This is a genomic window from Nocardia brevicatena NBRC 12119, from assembly GCF_000308495.1.
Classification (GTDB): domain Bacteria; phylum Actinomycetota; class Actinomycetes; order Mycobacteriales; family Mycobacteriaceae; genus Nocardia; species Nocardia brevicatena.
In genome coordinates, this window is the sequence record NZ_BAFU01000091.1 from 95553 (window position 1) to 116184 (window position 20632).

Consider the following 20632-nt stretch of genomic DNA (forward strand, 5'->3'; position numbering starts at 1 on the left):
CCTGTGGCGTCGGCCACCGCCCCCAGGAGGGGCCGGCTACCGCCCCGATACCGCTGCGGGCGCGGCGTTTCGCACGGCGGCCGGAGGGTGCTGCGATGAACCTAGGCGACTCGCCATCCACATACCAAACCCCCCTGTGCACAGAGCTGTGGATAACCTGTGGAATGTTAACCAAACCTTGTGCACCCCCCTGTGGGGAACTTGGGGAAAACAGGGATAAGCCACGACAAAGCCGCAGCTAGTTCGCTATTTTCTTCTGCGCACAGGTGTGGATAAACCAAGCCTCGGCGTGTCGGTCCAGTTGAATACTCGGGCGTGTTGAGTTAACACACCGTAGATCTGATATGAACTGGATCACACTACGGACAGTCGGTTTCGTTGGCGAGTCACAGGGTGCACACCTGTGGATAAATCCGGCGGACGCTGAGACAAGCCGCCGAACCCTCGACCGTCGCGCTATGCCGAACGGCTATGGCTAATGGACGGTTAACCCGGCTGGACACAACCGGGGAGCCGGAGTCCACCCACGTGCGGACTCGAGTGGACTCCGGCGCGGACCGTTCGAACTCGACGTGGACGCCGTGGCCGGCTCAGCCGGCGACGACCTCGAGGGACAACCGGGCGACGACGTCCGGGTGCAGGTGGATGTTCACCTGGTGCTTGCCCGTGGACTTGATATGCGACTTCGGCAGTTCGATGCTGCGCTTGTCCAGCACCGGCCCGCCCGCCGACTTGACGGCGGCGGCCACATCCGCCTGGGTCACCGAGCCGAACAGCTTGCCCGTGCCGGCGGTCTTCACCGACAGCGAGACCGACTCCAAGGCCTCGATGGCCTGCTTCAACTCGTTGGCGTGGTCGAGATCGCGCACCCGCCGGGCCTCCTGGGCCCGCCGGATTCCCTCGACCTGCTTCTGCGCACCGCGGCTGGCGACGATCGCCAGACCACGCGGCAGCAGATAGTTGCGGCCGTAACCGTCCTTGACCTCGACCGTATCGCCGGGCGCGCCGAGGTTGTCCACATCAGCAGTCAGGATGAGCTTCATATGATTGACCGACCCTTTCTCAGCGCGCCGTCGAAACGTAGGGCAGCAGCGCCATCTCCCGTGAGTTCTTCACGGCGATCGCGATATCACGCTGGTGCTGCACACAGTTGCCGGTCACCCGGCGGGCACGGATCTTGCCGCGTTCGCTGACATATTTACGCAGCAGCGGCGTGTCCTTGTAATCGATCTTGACGAGTCCGGACTTGCTCTCCTTGCAGAAAGTACAAGCCTTCTTCTTGAGCACCTTTTCGCGCGCAGGTGCCTTGGCCATCGTGTTTCACTCCGTATTCTTGGTGGTCCGTCGTCGCGGACCTCGAGTGGGCCGTCCTCTAGAACGGCGGTTCGTCATCCATGCGGCCGCCCGCGAAGGAGCCTGCCGCGGGCGCGCTGCCCCACGGGTCGTCCGAGGCCCCCTGGCCGGAACGCCCGCCACCGCTGCCTGCGTTGTGGTTGCCACCACCGCCAGAGCCGAATCCGCCGCCGCCACCGCCGCGGCTGGTTTTGTTGACCTTGGCCGTGGCGTACCGCAGCGAGGGACCGACCTCGTCGACCTCCAGTTCGACCACGGTGCGCTTCTCGCCCTCTCGGGTTTCGTAGGAGCGCTGCCGCAGCCGACCGCTGACGATCACGCGGGAACCCCGGGTCAGGCTCTCGGCGACGTTTTCCGCGGCTTCGCGCCAGATATTGCAGCGCAGAAACAGCGCTTCGCCGTCTTTCCATTCATTGGTATTACGGTCGAAAATCCGGGGAGTGGAAGCGACGGTGAAATTCGCCACCGCCTGTCCCGCGGGCGTGAATCGAAGCTCGGGGTCGGCCGTCAAATTGCCGATGACGGTGATGACCGTGTCGCCTGCTGCCATGGGTTCCTCCTGCTCGGTGTGCAGTCCGGGTGCACTCGCCTGTTGCGCTAGAGCCTAGAGACAGGCACCGACGCAAATCGGGGATGCGCGCGAACTACTTTTCTTGGCGCAGAACCTTGGTGCGCAGCACCGACTCGTTGAGCCCCAGCTGGCGGTCGAGTTCGTTTACCGTGGCGGGCTCGGCGGTCAGGTCGATCACCGCGTAGATGCCCTCGGCCTGTTTGCGGATCTCGTAGGCGAGACGCTTGCGGCCCCAGATATCGACCTTGTCGATCTTGCCGCCGTCTTCGCGGACCACGCTGAGCATGTTCTCCAGAGACGGTCCGACGGTGCGCTCGTCCAGGTTCGGATCGAGGATGACCATCACTTCGTAATGACGCACGAACCAATCACCTCCTATGGGCTGAGAACGGCCACGGACGGTCCGTGGCAGGAGGTCGTCGCGTCAGCAACCGGGCAAGAGTACCTGAGCGGGTACTGAGCTGCGAAATCGATCTTTCCGATATGCGGCCTACCCCGCTTCGCCGGCGGTGGCGATCGTGATCGGGCGCCGGTGGGCTCGGCGTCCTAGGGTTGGGGTCATGCCCCAACGACCCGCAGCCGTCGAGCTCGCTGCCGGTCGCGCGAACCGCACGATGGCCACCGCGGCGGTACTGCTGCTGTGTGGTCTCACCGTGATGATGGCCTTCCTGAACAAGGCGCGCTGTGCCGGCGCGCCGTTCTTCCCGGACGGCCGCAGCATGGTATTCGACCTGGTCAAGGATTCGTCGGTCTGCTATTCCGATATCCAGTTCCTGTGGCTCGGCCGTGATATCGATCGGCATGTATTCCCCTATATACATGGCGGAATCACCCCGGACGGCGCCCTGGTCGGCGGAGCGGTGGAGTATCCGGTGCTCAGCGGTCTGCTGATGTGGCTGGGAGCGCTGCGGGCCGACAACGACGCGCAATTCCTCTGGTACTCGGCACTGCTGCTGGCGCCGTTCGCGCTCCTCATCGCCTGGTTGCTGGTTCGACTGGCCGGGCGGGCCGCGCTGTTGTGGGCGGTCGGTCCGCCGCTGGTGCTCTATGCCTTCCACAACTGGGAGCTGCCCGTGGTGTGCACCATGGTGGGGGCGGTCTACGTCATGGTGATGCTGCCCCGGCTGTCGCTGCGCACGCGGGGCATGCTGGCCGCGGCGCTGCTCGGGCTGGGCTTCTGCCTCAAGTTGTATCCCGCGATCTTCGTACTCCCGCTGATGCTGTACGTGCTCACCGGCGGGGACGAGCGCCCGGCCACGACCCGACGCGAGGGGGTCGCGTCCGACGGTATCCGTGTCGGATGGGCGACTTCGCTACGCCTGCGTGGTCACGCCGCGCCATCTCCTCCGGCGCCGACTCTCGGCCGCCGTTTCGATGTCCGCGGTGCGCTGTCGACCGGTGCCGTCGCGGCGGGGACGGTACTGCTGGTCAACCTGCCGTTCGCGTTGGGTGGGTACGACGGTTGGCGCGCTTCCATCGAGTTCCAGATGCAACGACAGGCCGATATCACCACCAATTCGATCTGGTACTGGGGGCTGCGGCGGGTGTTCGGCCCGGACGCGGTGGGTACGTGGGCGTTCCAGAACACGGTGTCGATCGTCTCGCCGATTCTGGTGCTGGCGGCGTTCGCTCTGGCGCTGTGGTTGGGGTGGTCGCGGTACACCGGGTCGGGGGTGTATCCGTGGCTCGGGGTCAGCGGCGCGATGCTGTGTGGGTTCCTGTTGTTCCACAAGGTGCATTCACCGCAGTACACGCTGTGGCTGCTGCCCTTCGTGATCCTGCTCGAAGTGCCGTGGTCGGTGGTCGGTTCGTATCTGGTGGCCGATATCGCCATCGGGGTGGGTGTGTTCCGTTATTTCCATGCACTCGGTACCGGACACTCGGTCGAGGTGATGGAGGCGGTTGTGCGGTTCGGGGTGTGGGGGCGGGCCGGCCTGCTGGTGGTGTTGTTCTTCGTCTTCCTGCGGGTGCCCATGCGTCGGCGGACCATCGACGACCGTGTGCCACGCGTGCTCGCGGAACCGGTGCCGGCCACCTGACCGGCACACCGCCCCCCAAGAAAACTAGAACGTGTTACATTCAAAGCATGACATCGGTGCGGCTCGACGACGCCGTCCCACCCACCTGCCGATATACGCGGTGTTCGGTGTATTCGAGAACACGGGTGGCGACGGCCGCAGGGTGTGCCGCGCGGCAATTATGTAACCCGTTCCAGGCATAGGGAGAGCACCACCGCCATGCGTACCGAAATCTGCGATCGGCTGGGGATCGAGTTCCCCATCTTCGCCTTCACCCACTGCCGCGATGTGGCGGCCGCGGTCAGCAATGCCGGCGGTCTCGGCGTGCTCGGTGCGGTCGGGTTCACCGCGGAACAGCTCGAGGTCGAGCTGGCCTGGCTGGACGAGCATGTGGGCGACCGCCCTTACGGTGTGGACCTGGTGATCCCGTCCAAGTACGAGGGCAAGGGTATCGAGGGACTGAGTCCGGAACAGCTCGAGGCCGAGCTGGTCAAGCATGTCCCGGACGGGCACCGCGAGTTCGCGGCAAAACTGCTCGCCGACCACGGTGTGCCGGAACTGCCGGCCGACGAGGTGCACCCGCAGTTGCTCGGCTGGACTTCCACCACCGCGGGCCCGCAGGTCGAGGTGATCCTGAAGCACCCGAAGGCCAAGCTGGTGGCCAACGCGCTGGGCACCCCGCCGGAGGATGTGGTGAAGCAGGTCCAGAACTCGGGCCGGCTGATCGGCGCGCTGTGTGGTTCGGTGAAGCACGCGCTCAACCACAAGGCCGCGGGCCTGGACTTCGCGGTCTGCCAGGGAACCGAGGGCGGCGGCCACTGCGGCGAGGTCTCCTCCATGGTGTTGTGGCCGCAGGTGATCGACGCGGTCGGCGACCTGCCGGTGCTCGCGGCCGGCGGTATCGCCGACGGCCGCCAGGTCGCGGCGGCGATGGCGATGGGCGCCGCGGGCGCCTGGACCGGATCGATCTGGCTGACGGTGGAAGAGGCGAACGTCCCGCCCGCGCAGATGCAGACCTACATCGACGCCACCAGTCACGACACCGTCCGTTCGCGAGCATGGACCGGCAAACCCGCCCGCATGCTGCGCAACGACTGGACCGAGGCGTGGGAGCGCCCGGACACCCCGGATCCGCTGCCCATGCCGCTGCAGATGATGGTGGCGCTGGACGGCGTGAAGCGCGGCCATCGCTATCCGGAGGCCGCCAAGGACGTGAATTTCAACCCGGTCGGCCAGGTGGTGGGCATGATGACCAAGGTGGAACGCTCCGCCGATGTGATCAACCGGCTCATCGAGCAGTATGTGGAGGCCTGCGAGCGGCTGAACAAGCTCAACGGCAACGCCTGAGAACGTCCGGTAGGGCGGCACCGCACAGTCGGTGCCGCCCTACCCGTCACACCCGGGTGGGAACCACCGAACCGCGTGGCCGTCAGGTATCCGGCGCGCCCAGGACCGGATCGGTGATACCGCCCGGGCAGGCCAGCGCGCCGGCGTCCCAGCCCGCGAGTTCCGAACCGTTGGCATAGGCGCTCCGGAAGAACTCCAGGGCGGCCTCGACCGGGTTTCCGGTACGTCGCGCCTCGTCATAGGCGTAATAGGCGGAATGCGCGGACCCCGATTCCACCCAGTGCGCACCCGCCGGTCGCAGCGGACGCCGGGCGAGTCCTTCCGGTTCGGGCGCGGTATACGAATAGAACGTGGGCTCGGGCACCTTGTCGTCGCCGAACCAGAAGCCCGCGCTGATCATCTCGCGTGAATAGGCTTCCCGGGTCACCGAATCCACGGTGGGCGGCATATCGATCTTGCGGTTGGAGAAGCGCTGCACGGCCAGATCGAAGGTGTGCCAGAACAAGTGCACCGGGCTGACCTTGCCGGAGTACCCGGCGCTGAACTCCTCCAGGATCAGCGCCACGCGGCTGAGCACGGCGAAGGCGTGCCGCACCTGGTCGGGTTCGTAGTGGGCGTGTTCGGTGTCGTCGGCGAATGGCCGGGCGGAGTCGGGCAGGTCGAACGGATACGGGTTGCGCAGGGCGACCTCGATGCCGAGCCCGGCCAACGCGGACATCACCTCGCGGTAGAAAGAGCCGACCGACTGCCCGACCAACCCCACCTCGACCTGCTCGCCTCGGGTGGTCGCGATCCGTAACACTTCGTCGAACACATCGAACGCGCAGGTGAACACCGGGCCACCGCGAGCATTGCCCAGCGGTTTCGTGGTCCAGCCCCGGGCGGTGAGCCGGTAGGTCATATGCCACCAGTGGTTGCGCCGGATTCCCTTCGCCAAAGCGATCTTGCCGACGATCTGAGTGAACCGGTGCAGTGTCTCCTTCGCGGGTCGCCACGACTCCAGCGGTATGGCGGGTAACGGTTCGGCAGCGGACATACCGACGAAGGTACGCGCACGATCGCCGCGAACGCGGTAACCGGCTCGGCGTTGTCCCACGTCGGTGATCCCGTGCCGGGGTGGCCGGCCCGGTTCCTCACCCGCCGCACCGACGACGACACGCCGTGTCGCGGTGGCCGTCGGTTCGAGTTTGATACGGCCGGCACGGGGAACGTCGGCGGTGGCGGGGCTCGGCCCGCCGCGTGAACCACATCGTCAGGAAGGAAGCACGCTATGACACTGCCTGCTCGCCGTTCCTCCTACAGCCTGGGCCGATGGGATCCGTTCCGCGAATTCGACGACCTGTACGGCCGGCTCGGTCGGTGGATGGACGACTATTTCGGTCGCTCCGCCGATACCCCCGCCGGTAGCTGGACACCACTGGCGGACCTGTCGGAAACCGAGAACGACTACCTGGTGGACGCCGACCTGCCAGGCGTGGCCCGCGAGAATGTGGACGTTGATGTATCCGGTCAGGAGCTGCACATCCACGGTGAGATGAAGGACGATTCCGAGGGCAAGGAGATCCGTCAGCGGTCCCGACACACCGGACGCTTCGACTACCGGGTGAACCTGCCGCAGAACGTCGATATGGACAAAATCGAGGCCTCCTTGTCCGAGGGGGTCCTCCACGTTCGGGTACCGAAGGCCGAAAAGGCCAAATCGCGTCGAATCGAAATAGGCACCGGCTCGAAATAGGCACCGTCCGATTCGTCGCATCACCGGGCAGGCGACGACATCCGGTCGTCGCCTCGCCGTTCCCGGGTAGCACCGGCGTTACCGCCGAAACCGTCGGCCCCGCATCCTTACTGCCGGCAATCCGCAGGAGCCGACCCCGAACCGTTTCCCAGCGCTTGACCGCCACGTCGAAGTAAGGACGCTCCCAGGCCGAGGGCGCTCAACCACCCTCGGCCGAGAGGCGGTGCCGGAGGGTGGCCGCCCGCAGCGTGAGGTGATTGCGCTCGGCGAGGTTGTGCGCCTGTGCGGCGGCCGCCACGTAGAGCCGCACCGCCGTGGCGACGTCACCGGCCCGCTCGTGAAGATAGGCGGCCGACGCGGTGTACCGCGGGAGCGTCGGGTCGAGTCCGGCGAGCGCGGCGAGTCCCGCTCGAGGCCCGTCCGCCTCACCGACGGCGACGGCGCGATTGAGTCGCACAACCGGGCTGTCGGTGAGGCGGACCAGCTCGTCGTACCACTCGACGATCTGCACCCAATCGGTCTCGCAGGCCGTCTGCGCGTCGGCGTGCAGGGCGGCGATCGCGGCCTGGGCCTGGTACTCCCCGAGCCGGTCACGGGCCAGCGCGGCCTGGAGCACGGCCACACCCTCGGCGATCAGGTCACGCCGCCACAGACCGCGGTCCTGATCGGCCAACGGCACGAGGCTGCCGTCGGCACGCATCCGGGCCGGGCGCCTCGCGTGGTGGAGCAGGAACAGGGCGAGCAGTCCCGCGACCTCCGCGTCGTCGGTGGACGCGGCCAACTGCCGGGCCAACCGGATCGCCTCCGCGGCGAGGTCGACATCGCCGCTGTACCCCTCGTTGAACACCAGATACAGCACCCGAAGCACAGTGCGCGGGTTGCCGGGACGCTCCAACCCGACAGTGCTCACGGTGCGTTTGGCGCGGCTGATCCGCTGGGCCATCGTCGCTTCGGGCACGAGATACGCCTGCGCGATCTGGCGGGTGGTGAGGCCGCCGACGGCCCGCAGCGTCAGGGCGACGGCCGACGCGGGGGTCAGGCTCGGATGCGCGCACAGAAAGTAGAGTCGCAGCGTGTCGTCCACGGAAGCGGCCGGTCCGGGCGGCGGCTCGTCGAAGACCTGAAGCTCGCGGCGGCGCCGGGCGGTATCGGACCGGGCGAGATCGACGAAGCGACGCCACGCCGTGGTGATCAACCAGCCCTTGGGATCGTCGGGGCGCCGGCTCGGCCACGTCTCGACAGCCCGGACCAGGGCGTCCTGGACGGCGTCCTCGGCGGTCGCGAAGTCCGCCCCGCGGTGGACGAGGGCCGCCAGGACACCGGGGATCAGATCCCGCAGCCGGCCCTCGTCCAGCGCGTCGGCGGCCATCATTCGGTGATGGTCGGCGAGGCGGTCAGAAACGGCCGAACCTCGAGCCACTCGTGGATCGGCCGGCCGCCCGCGCCGGGCGCCGCGGACAACTCGCCGGCCAATTCGACGGCGCGTTCGTAGGAGTCGACGTCGATGACCATCCAGCCCGCGATCAGATCCTTGGTCTCCGCGAACGGGCCGTCGGTCACGGGAGGTTTGCCCTCACCGTCGTAGCGGACCCAGGTGCCCTCCGGCGCCAGGGCCTGACCATCGACGAACTCGCCGCTGCGTTCCAGGCGGGCCGCGAAGTCGTTCATGTACTGCATGTGCGCCTCGATCTCGGCAGGTGTCCACCGGTCCATCGGCACATCGTTGACGGCCGCCGGGGCACCTCGGTAATGCTTGAGGAGCAGGTACTTGGCCATGACATTCTCCCTTCGGGACTCGCGACCCTGGTTGGTCGTCATCCCTGGGACGGAGCCGTCACAACATTCTCGACATCCGCCGTCGAAATTTTCCGCGCCTTTCGGAGGGCCTGCTCATTCGGCGGCGGCGCATGAGCGGGCGGCCGACATCATACTCGTCTCCTGAGTGTCACCGGCTAATAGTGACTCTTCGGCGATCGCTCCAATGCAGTCCGGTCACATGGCAATTGAGAGCTCGACTCCCGCTGCGGCCCATGGTGGTCGCCTCGGCCCTGCAATACGATCGGAACGGCTGTATAGGGTCTCAAAGTCCTGGCGGCCCCCAGCTGACCGACCTGGCCGTTTCCGGTTCGTCTCACGCCGTGGCGGGCGTTGCCCGTCTCAATTCGGCGGTACTTCCTTACGCCTCGCCGTGGCTATGACCTCCCGCCCCACGAACCGCGCCGCCGCGTTGCTTGTCAGCCCGAATCCGCCTGCTGCCGCGTCAGCGGCCACAGCCGACTTCCCCGGGACGCTTCCCGCCCCCGGCCGGCTCGCTCGTGCCAACGATATCCAGCTTGTGTGGTAGGCGGTTCGGACCGGAGCCGGCCGGCCCGATGAGTGGTGTCGTGTCCGGTGTCGAGGAGTCGTTCGGCGAGGCACAGCATGCATCGCGGTGCCGCCGGCCGGGTGGGGTAGATGGACAGGCCGGGTTGTTCACCCACACAGTGCGTGGGTGAGCAAGTTGCGGATATCCACGGTGGAGGGTGTACCGGTATAGGAGAAGGTGACCGCGAGCCCGGCCGCGGTGGCGCCGGAGATGGCGGAAAAGCCGTGGATGCTACCGACGTGGCCGACATATTGCAGGCCGCACGGTAGCTGGGTGTACGCAATGCCGAGCCCGTAGGACATGCCGTCACCGTGGCCCATGTCGATCCCGTCGAGCATCTGCTGCAGTTGGGTCCGCGGCACCACCTGACCGGCCGTCAGCGCGAGGAAGAACCGGTTCAGGTCGGCGCCGGTGCTGACCAGCGCGCCGGCCGCCCACGGCAGCGACGGCTCCACCCGCGTCTCGTCGGTAACGGTGCCGTCGACGGTGGCGTAGCCGGTCGGATGCGGGTCGCGCAGACCGGTTTCTCCGGTGGCCGGCAGGTAGGTGTCCCGCAGTGCCAGCGGAGTGAGAATGCGGTCGCGCAGTTCATCGGTGTAGCGGTGTCCGGTCACCGCCTCGATCAGCATGCCGGCGACGATGTAGTTGGTGTTGGTGTATTCGAATCGGGTGCCGGGGGCGAACTGCGCGGGATGCCGCAAGGCGGCTGCGATCTCCTGTGCGGGGGTGTAGGTGCGGCCGTCCTGTGCCGCCTCGTACTCGTTCATCTCCGGGAGTTCGGGCAGTCCGCTTCGATGGCCCAGGATCTTGCGGACGGTGAGGGCGTGCCCGTCCACCCCGTCACCGGTGAGCAGACCGGGCAGATACGTGTCGATCGACCGGTCAAGGTCGATCCTGCGTTCGGCGACCAGTTGCAGCACAATCGCGGCGGTGAAAGCCTTGGTGATACTACCGACCCGGACATGCTGAGGAAGATCGGCAGGGATCGGGGTCCCTGCGGCGATATCGGCGAGGCCGGAGATGACGACGGCGGTCGCGCCGTTCTCGGTGAGCGTGGCAATGGCCCCGACAGCACCCGAGCGGACCACCGCGTCGAGGTCGCCTTGCACTCTGTCCACGCGGGCAGCGGCAACGGAGGGTACGGGGGCGGGCTCGACCGAGCTCGTCATGCAGGCAGATAGGACCACCGCGGCCGTGCAGATCGGGAGAACGAAGGCTCGTATACCCATGATCCGACAGTAGGGTTACAAGCCCCGCGAACACATCGGATTGCAGTATTGCACCACGTCACAGACCGGAGTACCGGGTCGGATCGGCCTGCGGGTTATCAACGCCCCGCGATGGCACACAGCGACTGCGGGTGGTGGGGTCATTGTCGCCATCCGCCTCGACAGCATCGACGCCGACCAACCGCCGAGACCCCGGCGTACTCACCCTCGCCAACTGGCGAAGATATCCACCGATCGGCCCACAGAAGGAGCGAAATCTCGAAACTGTGGCGGATCCGCCACATCGCCGTCAACCATTCTGAGATTCCGACACGAGTTTTGAGACCCTACAGGCTGTTGGGAGCCGATCGTCAGAGCCGCGTGAACTGCCCGTCCGCGACGCCTTTCATGAAGGCGTCCCACTCGGCAACGGTGTAGTCCAGCGTCATGCCTTCGCGGGTGAGCGAGGCGGTGCCGTCGGCGCGAACTGTGATGGATGTGCCCGCGATATCGCCAGAATCGGCGCTCAGGACGAGTTCGAGAACGGCCGGCCACTGCACAGCCGGAACGGAGATGATCGGCTGCTCAGCAGCAGCACCGGTGTATTTGCTGTCTCGGATGAGCACGGCGCCGTCACAGTGGGAGACCTCCACACAGGTTTTGTCGGAACCGCTGAAAGTCGACTTGAACCAAAGAGGCCTCACAGCGTCATCCTAACGTACTGATCGTTTGCTTGATCAGGCTTACCGACCCCTCGCGGCTCATCGCGACGCTGGTGAATTGGTTATATAGATAGTCGAGCGCCTCGACCTGCTTCGAGTCTTCGACAATCTGCCCATAGATGGCCGTTTCGAGCCATCCGAGAACGGGGAGCCGGGAATTTCCGAAGTCGAGAAGGTGAAAAGTTGCCGCGTTGAGACCAGCGACGGATCCGCGTGCATCAAAAGGAACGACACGCAAGGTCAGGTTCTCAGGGTGCTGATCGATCAAGTCGAGCAGATGCCGTAGTTGGTCGCGTTGGACGTCCGGCCCTCCAACCTGTTGAAGCAGCGCGCTCTGTCCCATCACCACCGACAAACGCAGAGGGTCCTCTCCCGATAGACGCCGTTGGCGGCGCAACCTCGCTCGAACGCGCTGTTCGGCCTCGGTAGGTCGGCCGGTGGACACGATCGAGGACATGAGCGCGCGTATGTAGTCCTCGGATTGGAGCAGTCCGGGGATCACGCCTCCCTCGACGCTTCGGATACTCTGCGCCCCTTCTTCGAGGCCGTAGTAGCGCAGCAACTCGTCGTCGAATAGCGCCGAATACGCCGACCACCAGCCCCTGCTCTTGGCGACCGAGCGTAGGGCGAGCAGCTCACTCTGTTCATCCGGCTCGAACTCGAGCAACTCCATCAAGACCTGGAGCTTGTCCTCGGCGAGCACACCTTTGCCTTTGACCAGTTGCGACCAGTACTGGGGTGAGATGCCCAGGGTCTGTGTGACGGCCTTCGAGTTCACGCCGCGCTCGTCGCGTCGCGCACGTATACGCAGCATGAGTTCCCACCCGGCAACGGTGGGGGACGTCCGTACCATCGCGGTCCTTCCTTGGACGGGGCGGCAACCACAGTACAACAACCGCCTACCAATCATCCTCTGCTACGTATTTCATACTTGAATCAAGTAATTTATTCTTCACAGTGTGACGCAGGCTACTTACTAGCAGAATCACTAGAGGCAGTCGTTACCTTCGGAAAGATCGGGGAACCGATGGCGAGGTACACCTGCGGCCTGTCGCCAACAGCCGGCGACGGGACCGTGCACAGGGTCGAAAGTGGGGAACGACGACCGGGAGGCCTCCTACCTCCACGGCCGAATTCTCACCACAAAACAAACCGCCGCCGTCATACCGGCAGGCGAAGCGGTCGCCGCTCTCTCCGGTCATTGGCTTTTTGGCTCGTACCCGCCTCGCTCGATCATCAGCACAACCGCCCTGCACCACCATGGAGCATCCCCTGGCGCCTGCGGCTCGCAGATACTTCCCGGCCCGCCGCTGAAGGAGCCGTGATACCGGCCAGTCCGCGCCCCGACGAGCCCGATATTCATATCCGGATCGTCTACGAGCGCGGGGAACACCGACTGGTTTTCGACCGGTGGGCCTGTCTCACAGCGACACAGGCATTTCTCGCCGATTGGGACCGCCGACACCACCCGGACATCAAGGTATTCGCGGTCGACGACCGCCCCGCACCATCCCCTCACCAATTTCGACGATTGGACTACGAAACGCTATGGGCACCACCCTCGCGGACACCGCGCCACTCGTACGGCAGCGACGAGACGTCTACGAACAACAGTTCGGACTCGCCGCCGTGATCGAACCCGATCTCTCCGTGATCGTCCTCGACGCCGGGCTCGCCTCGGGCCTGCGGGTTGTCGGCATGCCGAACGACCTCGGTCGCGATATGCGTACCGAACTACGCCGCCTCGGGAAGTCCGATATCCCGGTGATCTCCCACGCCCGGACCGACTGCGCGTGCCGGCGATGCCGAACCTGGCTTTTCCTCACCTCCGCCGATCCGGAGGACCCCGACGACTACCACACGGATGCGATTCTGTACCTCAGCCGGGTCGAGGTGTGGATGGAGCTGCGGGTCATACTTCCCACTCCGGGTGACCCGCGCCGGGTGTGGATCACCCGCCCACACCTCGCAGGCCACCCGCGCTTCCCGAGGTCGTCGCCGGCCTCTACCGCGCCTTGGGCGAAGGGCCGATACGGTGACCGAAATCGTCATCACAGAGCCCGTGTTCCGGCAGTGCGAACCGAGGCTCGTCATACGACGGCCGCACCGGCGGCAAGCGCGTGCCTCCGCATACCGTGCGATTCCGTCGATGATAACGCGGGGCGGGTGGCGCCGATGATGGGAACCGTCGTTGCCTCGGCATTCGTCCTTGTAGCGTGGATCACGCTCTTTCACACCGGTGTACGGGCTTTCGAACGCCGAGTAGCCCACGAACCGGTCACCGCGCGACGTCGGCGCTCCTCACCGTCGCGCCCAGGCCACTACCTGCACGCTCGGACGTATCAATCCGAACCGGTCATGGCCGATGGCCTGGAGTTGGGCAAGCGGTTCCTCGTTCTCCGGTTCGATGCCACGCGCTCCGAAATCGGCATTGCCTCTCCTGTTCGTTCCTTCCGTGAAAAAATCTGTTGATGGATACTTGGAATGTATTGTGGCAGAATGTAATTGAGAAAACCATTCCTCCCATAAAGGATATGGCAGCTGTTTTCAAATCTGAATACGACAATTTTTCGTATACCTTGCGAGGGAATGCCAACCTTTTCGGAGAAATGGATCACCAAGGCGGTCGGGCAATGGTCGACGGCCGGGGGGTCACGAATAACTCGTTCATCGAGAGCGGTCCGCGGCTGCGCATGGTCTCGTCCACACCCCACCACGATCTGAATACGCTTCTCTCCAAATATGCGTACACCGATGACGGCGGTTGGACCGGGGCCGACAGCACCTATATGAGACGCTTACCCGACGACCGCCATGTCTTTATGTTCTCCGATACGTTTCTCGGACGTGTCGAGGCGAATGGTTCACGTGCTCGGGACACTCCGTTCGTAAGCAATAGTTTCGTCGTCATCGAGCGGGACGGCACTATGCGAACCGCCCTCGGCGCAACCCCTGACGGTCAGACCCGAGCGGTTCTCCCGCCACGTGGTAATCAGTTCCATTGGCTCGGTGGCTCCCATGTCACCAGCAGGGATACCCTGGATGTGATGTTCCTGGGGTTTACCGGAGATGCCCGCGTGGTGGATACCGGCGGAGATTTCGATGCCGAGCGCCTTCGGATGGCATTGATCCCGGGCGGGGGCGGGGAATTGGACTTCCAGGAGAATCTGCTGGCCCGTTTCGACGCCCACGACCTGCGGCAGTTGGACGTAACACCGATGCCCTCCGAAACCGGAGTGCATTGGGCATCGTGGGTGGAATTCGACCAACGTGACAACCATACATATGTTTACGGAGTCCAGGACGAAGGCGCCGAGAAATTCATGCACGTCGCGCGAGTGGGTGGGGACGATCTGCGAACACCGTGGCAGTTTTTCGACGGTGAGGGCGGATGGTCGCCCCACGAGACGGATTCGGCACCACTGATGTCCGGTGTGGCCAACGAATACAGCGTTTCTAGATTGAACGACAATAATTTCCTTCTGGTAACCCAGGACACCACTGTCCCTTACAGCCCGGACATCGTGGGGTATCTGTCGGATTCACCCACCGGGCCGTTCGGTCCTCCCACGCTCCTGTATCGGGCCACGGAATCCGGTCCGCTCGGCTTCTACGGTGATCCCGAAACCGTCGTCTACAACGCTCATGAGCAGCCCGACCTGCGGCGCGGCAATGAGTTGACGCTCACCTACAATCTCAATGCAAGCGTCGAAGGTGTTCTCGACACGACCTCCAAATACCGCCCGCAAGCCGTCAAGGTCAGGTTCGATATCGAGGAGTGAGCGCGGCGTGCCCGCCGTACCACGTGTTCGAGGGCAATACACGGCGATCAGATACCGGCGATGGGCGCCTGACCCGTCCCGTCGCCGAGCAACTCCGCGAAGCGGGCGACCACTTTCTCGTGGTACACCCGGAAAAGGTCCTCGAACAACGCCGCCTGCGCCTCCGACGGCCCGGTTTCGGTTTCCCACACCGCCACCAGCGCCCGCCATACCAGAACGTGTAGATCGGCGGTGGCCGCGAAATACGCCTCCACCGCCTGCGGCACCTCGAGCACCATCTCGCCGATCGAATTCAGAATGGCCCGCTGCATGGTGGAACCCAAGGCGGTGAGCAGGGTGCGGACCAGGCCGATCTCGGTGGAGAGCATACACAGATGGTCCGGGGATTCCTGACGGGCGAGCTTGTCCAGCAGGTCTATCTCGACCTTCAGCACCGCCGGGTCGACGACGCCGGAGGCGCCGATATGCGCGGCGCCGGTATACGACAGCAGCGCGTCCATGACGATTCCGCGCTCGACCTCGACGATATCGCGGAACATCTCGGTTGCGACCTCGGGTGTGGGGATCGAGAACCGGAACAGATGCCGATACACGTCCAGCCCGCCGGAGGCCCGGACATCGCGGATGGTGAACCCCTTGCCGCGCCGGGCCTCCACGAACCCATAGGATTCCAACCGTCCGAGAGTGAGCTGTGCGGTGGCACGGTTCATCTCGAATTCCTCGGCCACCTGACGGACGGACGGCATCAACCGGCCCGGTCGATACTCCCCGGCGGCCACACGGCGTGCCAGCTCGTCGGCAACATCGGCGACCACCGTGCGGGACCCCATCGCTGCACCTCTCTGCAGGGTTTACGTCCCAGACAGTCTATTCGCAAACTCGCCGGGAGATAGCGGGAATTGTGACGCGAACGGACGACCGCACACGGTCAATAACCCAGCCAATCGCGCCATACCAGCAGGACCGAATCCGCGAAGACCGCGTACCCTCGTGCCGCCGGATGCGCACCGTCTCCGGCGCGTACCTCGGCACACCACGTCTCGTCGCCGGCGAGCGTCCGGTGGGTTGCGGCGTACGGAACCCGGGCGGCCGCACAGACCCGGGCGAAACGTTCGTCCAGTTCCGCGGTGCGGAGATTGTGTGCGGGATCGTCGATCGGCGGCGGGGCGACCACCAGCGCCGGCCATCCGCGCCCGCGGGCCGTATCGAGAAAATCGATGAGATGGGCGACCGAGGTGTCCGAGTCCACCCTGGGCCGACCGTGTTCGGCCATGGTGTCGTTCACTCCGAACGAGAACACCACCCGGGCGTCGGTCCCGGCGGGGAGCCGCGGCTCGCATTCGGCCCGCCAGCGGTCGGCGATATCCGTGGAGGTCTGATGGCGGACACCGAGGTTGTAGACGGTCGGCTCCTGCCCCGCGGCGGCGGCGTGTGCCGCGAGACGACCGGTCCAGCCGAGGGCGGTGGGATCGCCGACCCCGGCCACGAACGAATCACCGACGAAACAGATGCGCAGATCACGACTCACCCGCCGATGGTCGCAGCCCGTCCACTCACCTGTGAGCGGGGGTAGCGGCTTCGCCGGCGCCGAGACCGAGCTCACGCGCGTAGTGTTCGGCTATCTCGTCGCTGGTGGTGAGCCATACCCCTGGGTGGTTCGCCACGTACTCGAGGACCTGGTCCAGGTACTTGGCGCGGAATGCCTGACCGATGACGAACGGATGCAGGGCCAATGCCATCACGCGCCCGCTGTGCGCCGATTCCGCGAAAAGTTGGTCGAGCTGATCGGTCAGCACACGCACGAAATCCGGTCCGGACATGCGGGCGCCGACGAACATCATGATGTCGTTCAGCTCAACCGAGTACGGGACGCCGAGCATGCCGGGGACTCGCAGCGGATAGGGCTGGTCGTCGTTGGTCCAGTCCAGTACATAGTTCAGTCCGAGGTCGGCGAGCAGCCGCGGAGTGTTGTGCGTTTCGGTGAGACCGGGTCCCATCCAGCCTCTGGGTCGGGTGCCGGTCGCACGTTCGATGGTGTCGACCACACCGGTGAGTACGGCACGTTCTTCCTCGACCGACAGGTCCGTGTGCAGGACAGAATTGGTGCGCCCGTGCGCCAACCATGCCCAGTTCCGCTCCAGACCGGCTTCCACGATCCGCGGGTAGCGCTCGCCCACCTCGGAATTGAGCAGCGCACTGGCCCGGATACCGTGTCGGTCCAGTATTTCCAGCACCCGCCAGAAACCCACCCGCGCACCGTAATCGCGCCAGCCGTAGTTCAGCGGATCCGGGACGAGGTCGGCGGTTCCGGGATAGATACTGGTAGAGGGCCGATCGAGATGGAAGTGCTCGATATTGAATCCGATATAGAAGGCCACCCGGGCACCGCCGGGCCAGTGGATCGGCGCGCGGTCGACGATGGGGCTGTAGTCGAAGAGTTCGTTGTGCATGCGGCTATCCTCGAACCATCACATAGATGTGAAGGTCAAGCACGAGGGAGTGAAATCGGTCATATGAAGATCGGAGAGTTGGCCGAACGCACCGGCACATCCCGACGATTGCTGCGGTACTACGAAGAGCAGGGACTGATCCTCGCGCGGCGCTGCCCGAACGGCTACCGTGACTACGACGAGCGTTTCGTGGACCGTGTCATCCAGATCCGCGGACTCCTCGACGCCGGCCTACCGACCCGGATCATCAAGCAGATACTGCCCTGCCTGGACAAACCGTGCACGATCTACTTCCCGGACGCGACACCGGAAATGCTCGCGACGCTCGAGCACGAACGCGACCGGATGACCGACCGCATTCGCTGCCTGGAACGCAACCGCGACGCGATAGGCGAGTACCTCGACGCCGTGCGGGCCTACGGCAACGGAGAACGCGCGGCCGACAGCCGCCCCACGATGCGCCGGCCATGATCGGGCGCACCCGGGACGGCGTGTCGGTGTGTATCGTCCCGCTCGGCCGCCTGGATATTCTCGACGAGTGAGCGAACGAGGCGGCCGACACAGCTTGTCCTCGATCCGAAGGCACCGATACGACATGCGAGTCGATGGGCGGGAAATCCCGGTTACGGGCAGCCTGCTACAGCCGCTTACCCGGCGCACCAGCGATATCCTGCGTGTCGTCTTCGCCGCGATCGGGGTTGGTGTGGTGGTCGCCGGGTCACTCATCACCCGTCCGGAGTGGCTGGCGCTGGAACGATCGGTCTCGAATATCGTCGGGATTCTCAATCCCGACCAGGCCAACCTGGTCTACCTGCTCTACGGCATCACCATCCTGATCCTGCCGTTCGCCATCCTGATCGAACTGGTCCTCGGCCGCCAGTGGAAACTGCTCGCCGGATACGCCGCGGCCGGACTGGTCGCGGTCCTGCTGCTGTCCATCACCCCCGCCGGCCTGTCCACGCCGCAGTGGCATCTCCAGGTACCGGGCACCCTGCCCGACAAAACGTTCCTCCAGCAGTTCCTGGACGATCCCCGCTGGATCGCCATGCTGGCGGCGGTGCTCACCGTGTCCAGCCCGTGGCTGCCGGTCAGACCGCGACGCTGGCTGTGGTTCCTGCTGCTGGCCTTCGCACCGATACATCTGGTGGTCAGCACAGTGGTCCCCGCCCGGGCGATGTTCGGGCTGGCGGTGGGCTGGCTCGTCGGCGCCGTGATCGTGCTCGCCGTCGGCACGCCCGCACTGGAGGTGCCGTTGGAGGCCGCAGTGCGGCTCCTGGCCCGCCGGGGACAGACCGTCACCAGGTTCACGGTGATGCGGCCGGCCGGACCGGGACCGCTCGTCCTGTCGGCCGACGTCGACGAACCCGAACGGGCACTGGTGGTGAAGCTGTACGGCAAGAACCAGCGCAGCCACAACGCGGTGCGCCAACTATGGCGGCTGCTGACCTTCCGTTCCAGTGAGACGCCACCGCTGTACGGGTCCATGCACCGCGCCGTCGAGCACCGCGCCCTCATGGCGCTCGCGCTCGGTGATCTCGGGCTGGCCGCGCACCGGCCGGTGGCGGTGTCCGCGCTGGCCCGCGGCTGGATGCTGTACGCGCACACCCTGCCCGAGGGCAAACCGATCGAACCCGACGCCGACGACCCGGACGCCCTGGGCCGGGTGTGGCGAGCGCTGCGCGAACTGCGTGAACGGCAGATCTCGCACGGTGAACTGTGGCCGACCGAGATCTGGGACACCGCCGACGGATCCGTCCGGTTCAGCGGCTTCAACACTGCCGAACTGGGTGCCTCGGACGCGCAACTACAGTCGGATATCGCCCAGTTGCTGGTCTCGACCACCGCGGTCTTCGGCCGGGAACCCGCGGTGCGCGCCGCGATCTCGACCCTCGGCGAGCAGACGGTGCTCACCGCCTCCCGCCGATTGACCAAATCGGCGATGCCCGCGGGAATCCGCAAATGCATCCCCGACTGGAAGACCGTGGTCTCGGCTGCGCGCGAAGAAGTCCGAGAGCAGACCGGACAGGACCGGATCGAGGCAGAACAGATCACCCGGTTCAACCGGAACAACCTCATCCAGCTCGCACTGCTGGTCGGCCTGGTCTATGTCGCGTACCCCTTCATCAGCGCGGTGCCGACCTTCTTCAGCCAACTGCGGACCGCCAACTGGTGGTGGGCACTGGCCGGACTGGCGCTGTCGTTGTTGACCTACACCGGTACCGCGGCGGCCCTATGGGCCTGCGTATCCGGACAGGTGCGGTTCGTATCGCTGGTGGTCATGCAGCTCGCCTACACCTTCGCCGCCACCACCACACCCGCGGGGGTGGGCGGTCTCGCGCTGAGCGTGCGGTTCCTGCAGAAGGGCGGGGTAGGGGCGGTGCGCGCGAGCGCGGCCGTCGCACTGCAGCAGGCGATGCAGGTGAGCACCCATATCGCGCTGCTGGTGCTGTTCAGTGTCGCGGCGGGTACGAGTGCGGATCTCTCGCATTTCGTCCCTGCTCCCACCGTTCTCTACCTGATCGCCGGAGTAGGGGTGGGTGTGGCCGGCGCCTTCATGTTCGTGCCGAAGCTGCGGAGATGGCTGAAGTATTCGATTCGGCCGCAGATACAGGAGGTGGTGGGCGAACTGGCCGGCCTGGCCCGCGACCCGAAACGGTGCGCGATCATCGTGCTCGGCTGCGCCGCGCTCACCCTCGGCCAGGCGCTGGCCCTGTGGGCGAGTGTGCAGGCGTTCGGCGGTGGTGCCAGTTTCGTCACCGTCACCATCGTCACCATGATCGGCGGGACCCTGGCGGCGGCCGCTCCGACACCCGGCGGCGTGGGCGCGGTGGAGGCGGCGCTGATCGGTGGCCTGGCGGCATTCGGCCTGCCCGCCACGGTCGCGGTGCCCTCGGTGCTGCTGTACCGGGTGCTCACCTGCTGGATTCCGGTGTTCTGCGGCTGGCAGGTCATGCGCCGGTTGACGGCCGAGAACATGATCTGAATCCGCCGGCCGTCCCTACGGAACCGGGGAACCGACGGGGGATACGGAGGGCGGTGCCGGGGCGGGCGACCCCTCGGTTCGCCCGCCCCGGCACCGCC

20 protein-coding genes are annotated in these 20632 nt (G+C 65.6%); 7 read left to right on the forward strand and 13 right to left on the reverse strand.

The window, feature by feature from the left end; genetic code table 11:
• Positions 1 to 590: 590 nt before the first annotated feature.
• The 4 genes from rplI to rpsF all read right to left on the reverse strand — a co-directional run bounded on the left by rplI (position 591) and on the right by rpsF (position 2285).
• On the reverse strand, positions 591 to 1043 hold the full coding sequence (rplI, locus tag ON20_RS25030; RefSeq protein WP_040839199.1) for a 50S ribosomal protein L9: 453 nt from the start codon (positions 1041 to 1043) through the stop codon (positions 591 to 593).
• Positions 1044 to 1062: 19 nt separating this feature from the next.
• Positions 1063 to 1314: a 30S ribosomal protein S18 gene (gene rpsR / locus ON20_RS25035; protein ID WP_040839200.1), complete on the reverse strand. Its 252-nt coding sequence runs from the start codon at positions 1312 to 1314 to the stop codon at positions 1063 to 1065.
• 58 nt (positions 1315 to 1372) lie between these two features.
• Positions 1373 to 1903, reverse strand: a complete 531-nt coding sequence (locus tag ON20_RS25040) for a single-stranded DNA-binding protein (RefSeq protein WP_040839202.1) — start codon at positions 1901 to 1903, stop codon at positions 1373 to 1375.
• A gap of 94 nt (positions 1904 to 1997) precedes the next feature.
• Positions 1998 to 2285: a 30S ribosomal protein S6 gene (gene rpsF / locus ON20_RS25045; RefSeq protein WP_040839205.1), complete on the reverse strand. Its 288-nt coding sequence runs from the start codon at positions 2283 to 2285 to the stop codon at positions 1998 to 2000.
• A 199-nt stretch (positions 2286 to 2484) separates the two neighbouring features.
• Here rpsF and ON20_RS25050 point away from each other — a divergent pair, with 199 nt between their 5' ends.
• Positions 2485 to 3963 carry a glycosyltransferase family protein gene (locus ON20_RS25050; protein WP_051163261.1) on the forward strand — a complete coding sequence of 493 codons (1479 nt, stop codon included), beginning with the start codon at positions 2485 to 2487 and terminating at the stop codon, positions 3961 to 3963.
• A 198-nt stretch (positions 3964 to 4161) separates the two neighbouring features.
• Positions 4162 to 5289, forward strand: coding sequence for a nitronate monooxygenase (locus ON20_RS25055; RefSeq protein WP_040839207.1), 1128 nt, complete (start codon positions 4162 to 4164; stop codon positions 5287 to 5289).
• A gap of 82 nt (positions 5290 to 5371) precedes the next feature.
• Here the strand turns inward: ON20_RS25055 and ON20_RS25060 are convergent, their stop codons facing one another.
• Positions 5372 to 6325, reverse strand: a complete 954-nt coding sequence (locus ON20_RS25060; protein ID WP_040839348.1) for a DUF5996 family protein — start codon at positions 6323 to 6325, stop codon at positions 5372 to 5374.
• 234 nt (positions 6326 to 6559) lie between these two features.
• Between ON20_RS25060 and ON20_RS25065 the strand changes: the two genes are divergently transcribed.
• On the forward strand, positions 6560 to 7024 hold the full coding sequence (locus ON20_RS25065; RefSeq protein ID WP_040839210.1) for an Hsp20/alpha crystallin family protein: 465 nt from the start codon (positions 6560 to 6562) through the stop codon (positions 7022 to 7024).
• A 199-nt stretch (positions 7025 to 7223) separates the two neighbouring features.
• Here ON20_RS25065 and ON20_RS25070 read toward each other — a convergent pair whose 3' ends face one another.
• The 5 genes from ON20_RS25070 to ON20_RS25090 form a co-directional block, all read right to left on the reverse strand.
• Entirely contained in the window at positions 7224 to 8393 is a 1170-nt protein-coding gene (locus ON20_RS25070) for an RNA polymerase sigma factor (protein WP_040839212.1), read from the reverse strand.
• Positions 8393 to 8800 (reverse strand): YciI family protein, encoded by a 408-nt coding sequence (locus ON20_RS25075; RefSeq protein ID WP_040839350.1) that lies wholly within the window; start codon positions 8798 to 8800, stop codon positions 8393 to 8395. Before ON20_RS25075 ends, ON20_RS25070 begins: the two co-directional genes overlap by 1 nt.
• A 696-nt stretch (positions 8801 to 9496) precedes the next feature.
• Positions 9497 to 10507, reverse strand: a complete 1011-nt coding sequence (locus ON20_RS25080; protein ID WP_245547470.1) for a serine hydrolase domain-containing protein — start codon at positions 10505 to 10507, stop codon at positions 9497 to 9499.
• Positions 10508 to 10968: 461 nt separating this feature from the next.
• Positions 10969 to 11301, reverse strand: a complete 333-nt coding sequence (locus ON20_RS25085) for a DUF397 domain-containing protein (RefSeq protein ID WP_040839214.1) — start codon at positions 11299 to 11301, stop codon at positions 10969 to 10971.
• 4 nt (positions 11302 to 11305) lie between these two features.
• Positions 11306 to 12133 (reverse strand): helix-turn-helix domain-containing protein, encoded by an 828-nt coding sequence (locus ON20_RS25090; protein WP_051163264.1) that lies wholly within the window; start codon positions 12131 to 12133, stop codon positions 11306 to 11308.
• A 734-nt stretch (positions 12134 to 12867) separates the two neighbouring features.
• Here ON20_RS25090 and ON20_RS25095 point away from each other — a divergent pair.
• Together ON20_RS25095 and ON20_RS25100 are read left to right on the forward strand one after the other, a co-directional pair.
• On the forward strand, positions 12868 to 13791 hold the full coding sequence (locus tag ON20_RS25095; protein WP_040839217.1) for a hypothetical protein: 924 nt from the start codon (positions 12868 to 12870) through the stop codon (positions 13789 to 13791).
• A gap of 62 nt (positions 13792 to 13853) precedes the next feature.
• Positions 13854 to 15101 carry a DUF5005 domain-containing protein gene (locus ON20_RS25100; protein ID WP_157228983.1) on the forward strand — a complete coding sequence of 416 codons (1248 nt, stop codon included), beginning with the start codon at positions 13854 to 13856 and terminating at the stop codon, positions 15099 to 15101.
• Between the two features lie 47 nt (positions 15102 to 15148).
• Here the strand turns inward: ON20_RS25100 and ON20_RS25105 are convergent, their stop codons facing one another.
• The 3 genes from ON20_RS25105 to ON20_RS25115 form a co-directional block, all read right to left on the reverse strand.
• Positions 15149 to 15931 carry a winged helix-turn-helix domain-containing protein gene (locus ON20_RS25105; RefSeq protein WP_040839220.1) on the reverse strand — a complete coding sequence of 261 codons (783 nt, stop codon included), beginning with the start codon at positions 15929 to 15931 and terminating at the stop codon, positions 15149 to 15151.
• Between the two features lie 98 nt (positions 15932 to 16029).
• Positions 16030 to 16629: a DUF459 domain-containing protein gene (locus ON20_RS25110; RefSeq protein WP_051163268.1), complete on the reverse strand. Its 600-nt coding sequence runs from the start codon at positions 16627 to 16629 to the stop codon at positions 16030 to 16032.
• Between the two features lie 25 nt (positions 16630 to 16654).
• The gene (locus ON20_RS25115) at positions 16655 to 17551 is read right to left on the reverse strand and encodes a polysaccharide deacetylase family protein (RefSeq protein ID WP_051163270.1); all 897 of its coding nucleotides are present in this window, start codon (positions 17549 to 17551) and stop codon (positions 16655 to 16657) included.
• Between the two features lie 63 nt (positions 17552 to 17614).
• Between ON20_RS25115 and ON20_RS25120 the strand changes: the two genes are divergently transcribed.
• Positions 17615 to 18022, forward strand: coding sequence for a MerR family transcriptional regulator (locus ON20_RS25120; protein ID WP_040839222.1), 408 nt, complete (start codon positions 17615 to 17617; stop codon positions 18020 to 18022).
• A 124-nt stretch (positions 18023 to 18146) separates the two neighbouring features.
• The gene (locus ON20_RS25125; RefSeq protein WP_040839225.1) at positions 18147 to 20534 is read left to right on the forward strand and encodes a lysylphosphatidylglycerol synthase transmembrane domain-containing protein; all 2388 of its coding nucleotides are present in this window, start codon (positions 18147 to 18149) and stop codon (positions 20532 to 20534) included.
• Positions 20535 to 20632 lie beyond the last annotated feature (98 nt).

Coding starts and splice junctions, on each gene's coding strand:
- rplI (WP_040839199.1), bottom strand. CDS start 1,043: ATGAAGCTCATCCTGACTGCTGATGTGGACAACCTCGGCGCGCCCGGC.
- rpsR (WP_040839200.1), bottom strand. CDS start 1,314: ATGGCCAAGGCACCTGCGCGCGAAAAGGTGCTCAAGAAGAAGGCTTGT.
- ON20_RS25040 (WP_040839202.1), bottom strand. CDS start 1,903: ATGGCAGCAGGCGACACGGTCATCACCGTCATCGGCAATTTGACGGCC.
- ON20_RS25050 (WP_051163261.1), top strand. CDS start 2,485: ATGCCCCAACGACCCGCAGCCGTCGAGCTCGCTGCCGGTCGCGCGAAC.
- ON20_RS25055 (WP_040839207.1), top strand. CDS start 4,162: ATGCGTACCGAAATCTGCGATCGGCTGGGGATCGAGTTCCCCATCTTC.
- ON20_RS25060 (WP_040839348.1), bottom strand. CDS start 6,325: ATGTCCGCTGCCGAACCGTTACCCGCCATACCGCTGGAGTCGTGGCGA.
- ON20_RS25065 (WP_040839210.1), top strand. CDS start 6,560: ATGACACTGCCTGCTCGCCGTTCCTCCTACAGCCTGGGCCGATGGGAT.
- ON20_RS25070 (WP_040839212.1), bottom strand. CDS start 8,393: ATGGCCGCCGACGCGCTGGACGAGGGCCGGCTGCGGGATCTGATCCCC.
- ON20_RS25075 (WP_040839350.1), bottom strand. CDS start 8,800: ATGGCCAAGTACCTGCTCCTCAAGCATTACCGAGGTGCCCCGGCGGCC.
- ON20_RS25090 (WP_051163264.1), bottom strand. CDS start 12,133: ATGCTGCGTATACGTGCGCGACGCGACGAGCGCGGCGTGAACTCGAAG.
- ON20_RS25095 (WP_040839217.1), top strand. CDS start 12,868: ATGGGCACCACCCTCGCGGACACCGCGCCACTCGTACGGCAGCGACGA.
- ON20_RS25100 (WP_157228983.1), top strand. CDS start 13,854: ATGGCAGCTGTTTTCAAATCTGAATACGACAATTTTTCGTATACCTTG.
- ON20_RS25105 (WP_040839220.1), bottom strand. CDS start 15,931: ATGGGGTCCCGCACGGTGGTCGCCGATGTTGCCGACGAGCTGGCACGC.
- ON20_RS25115 (WP_051163270.1), bottom strand. CDS start 17,551: ATGCACAACGAACTCTTCGACTACAGCCCCATCGTCGACCGCGCGCCG.
- ON20_RS25120 (WP_040839222.1), top strand. CDS start 17,615: ATGAAGATCGGAGAGTTGGCCGAACGCACCGGCACATCCCGACGATTG.
- ON20_RS25125 (WP_040839225.1), top strand. CDS start 18,147: ATGCGAGTCGATGGGCGGGAAATCCCGGTTACGGGCAGCCTGCTACAG.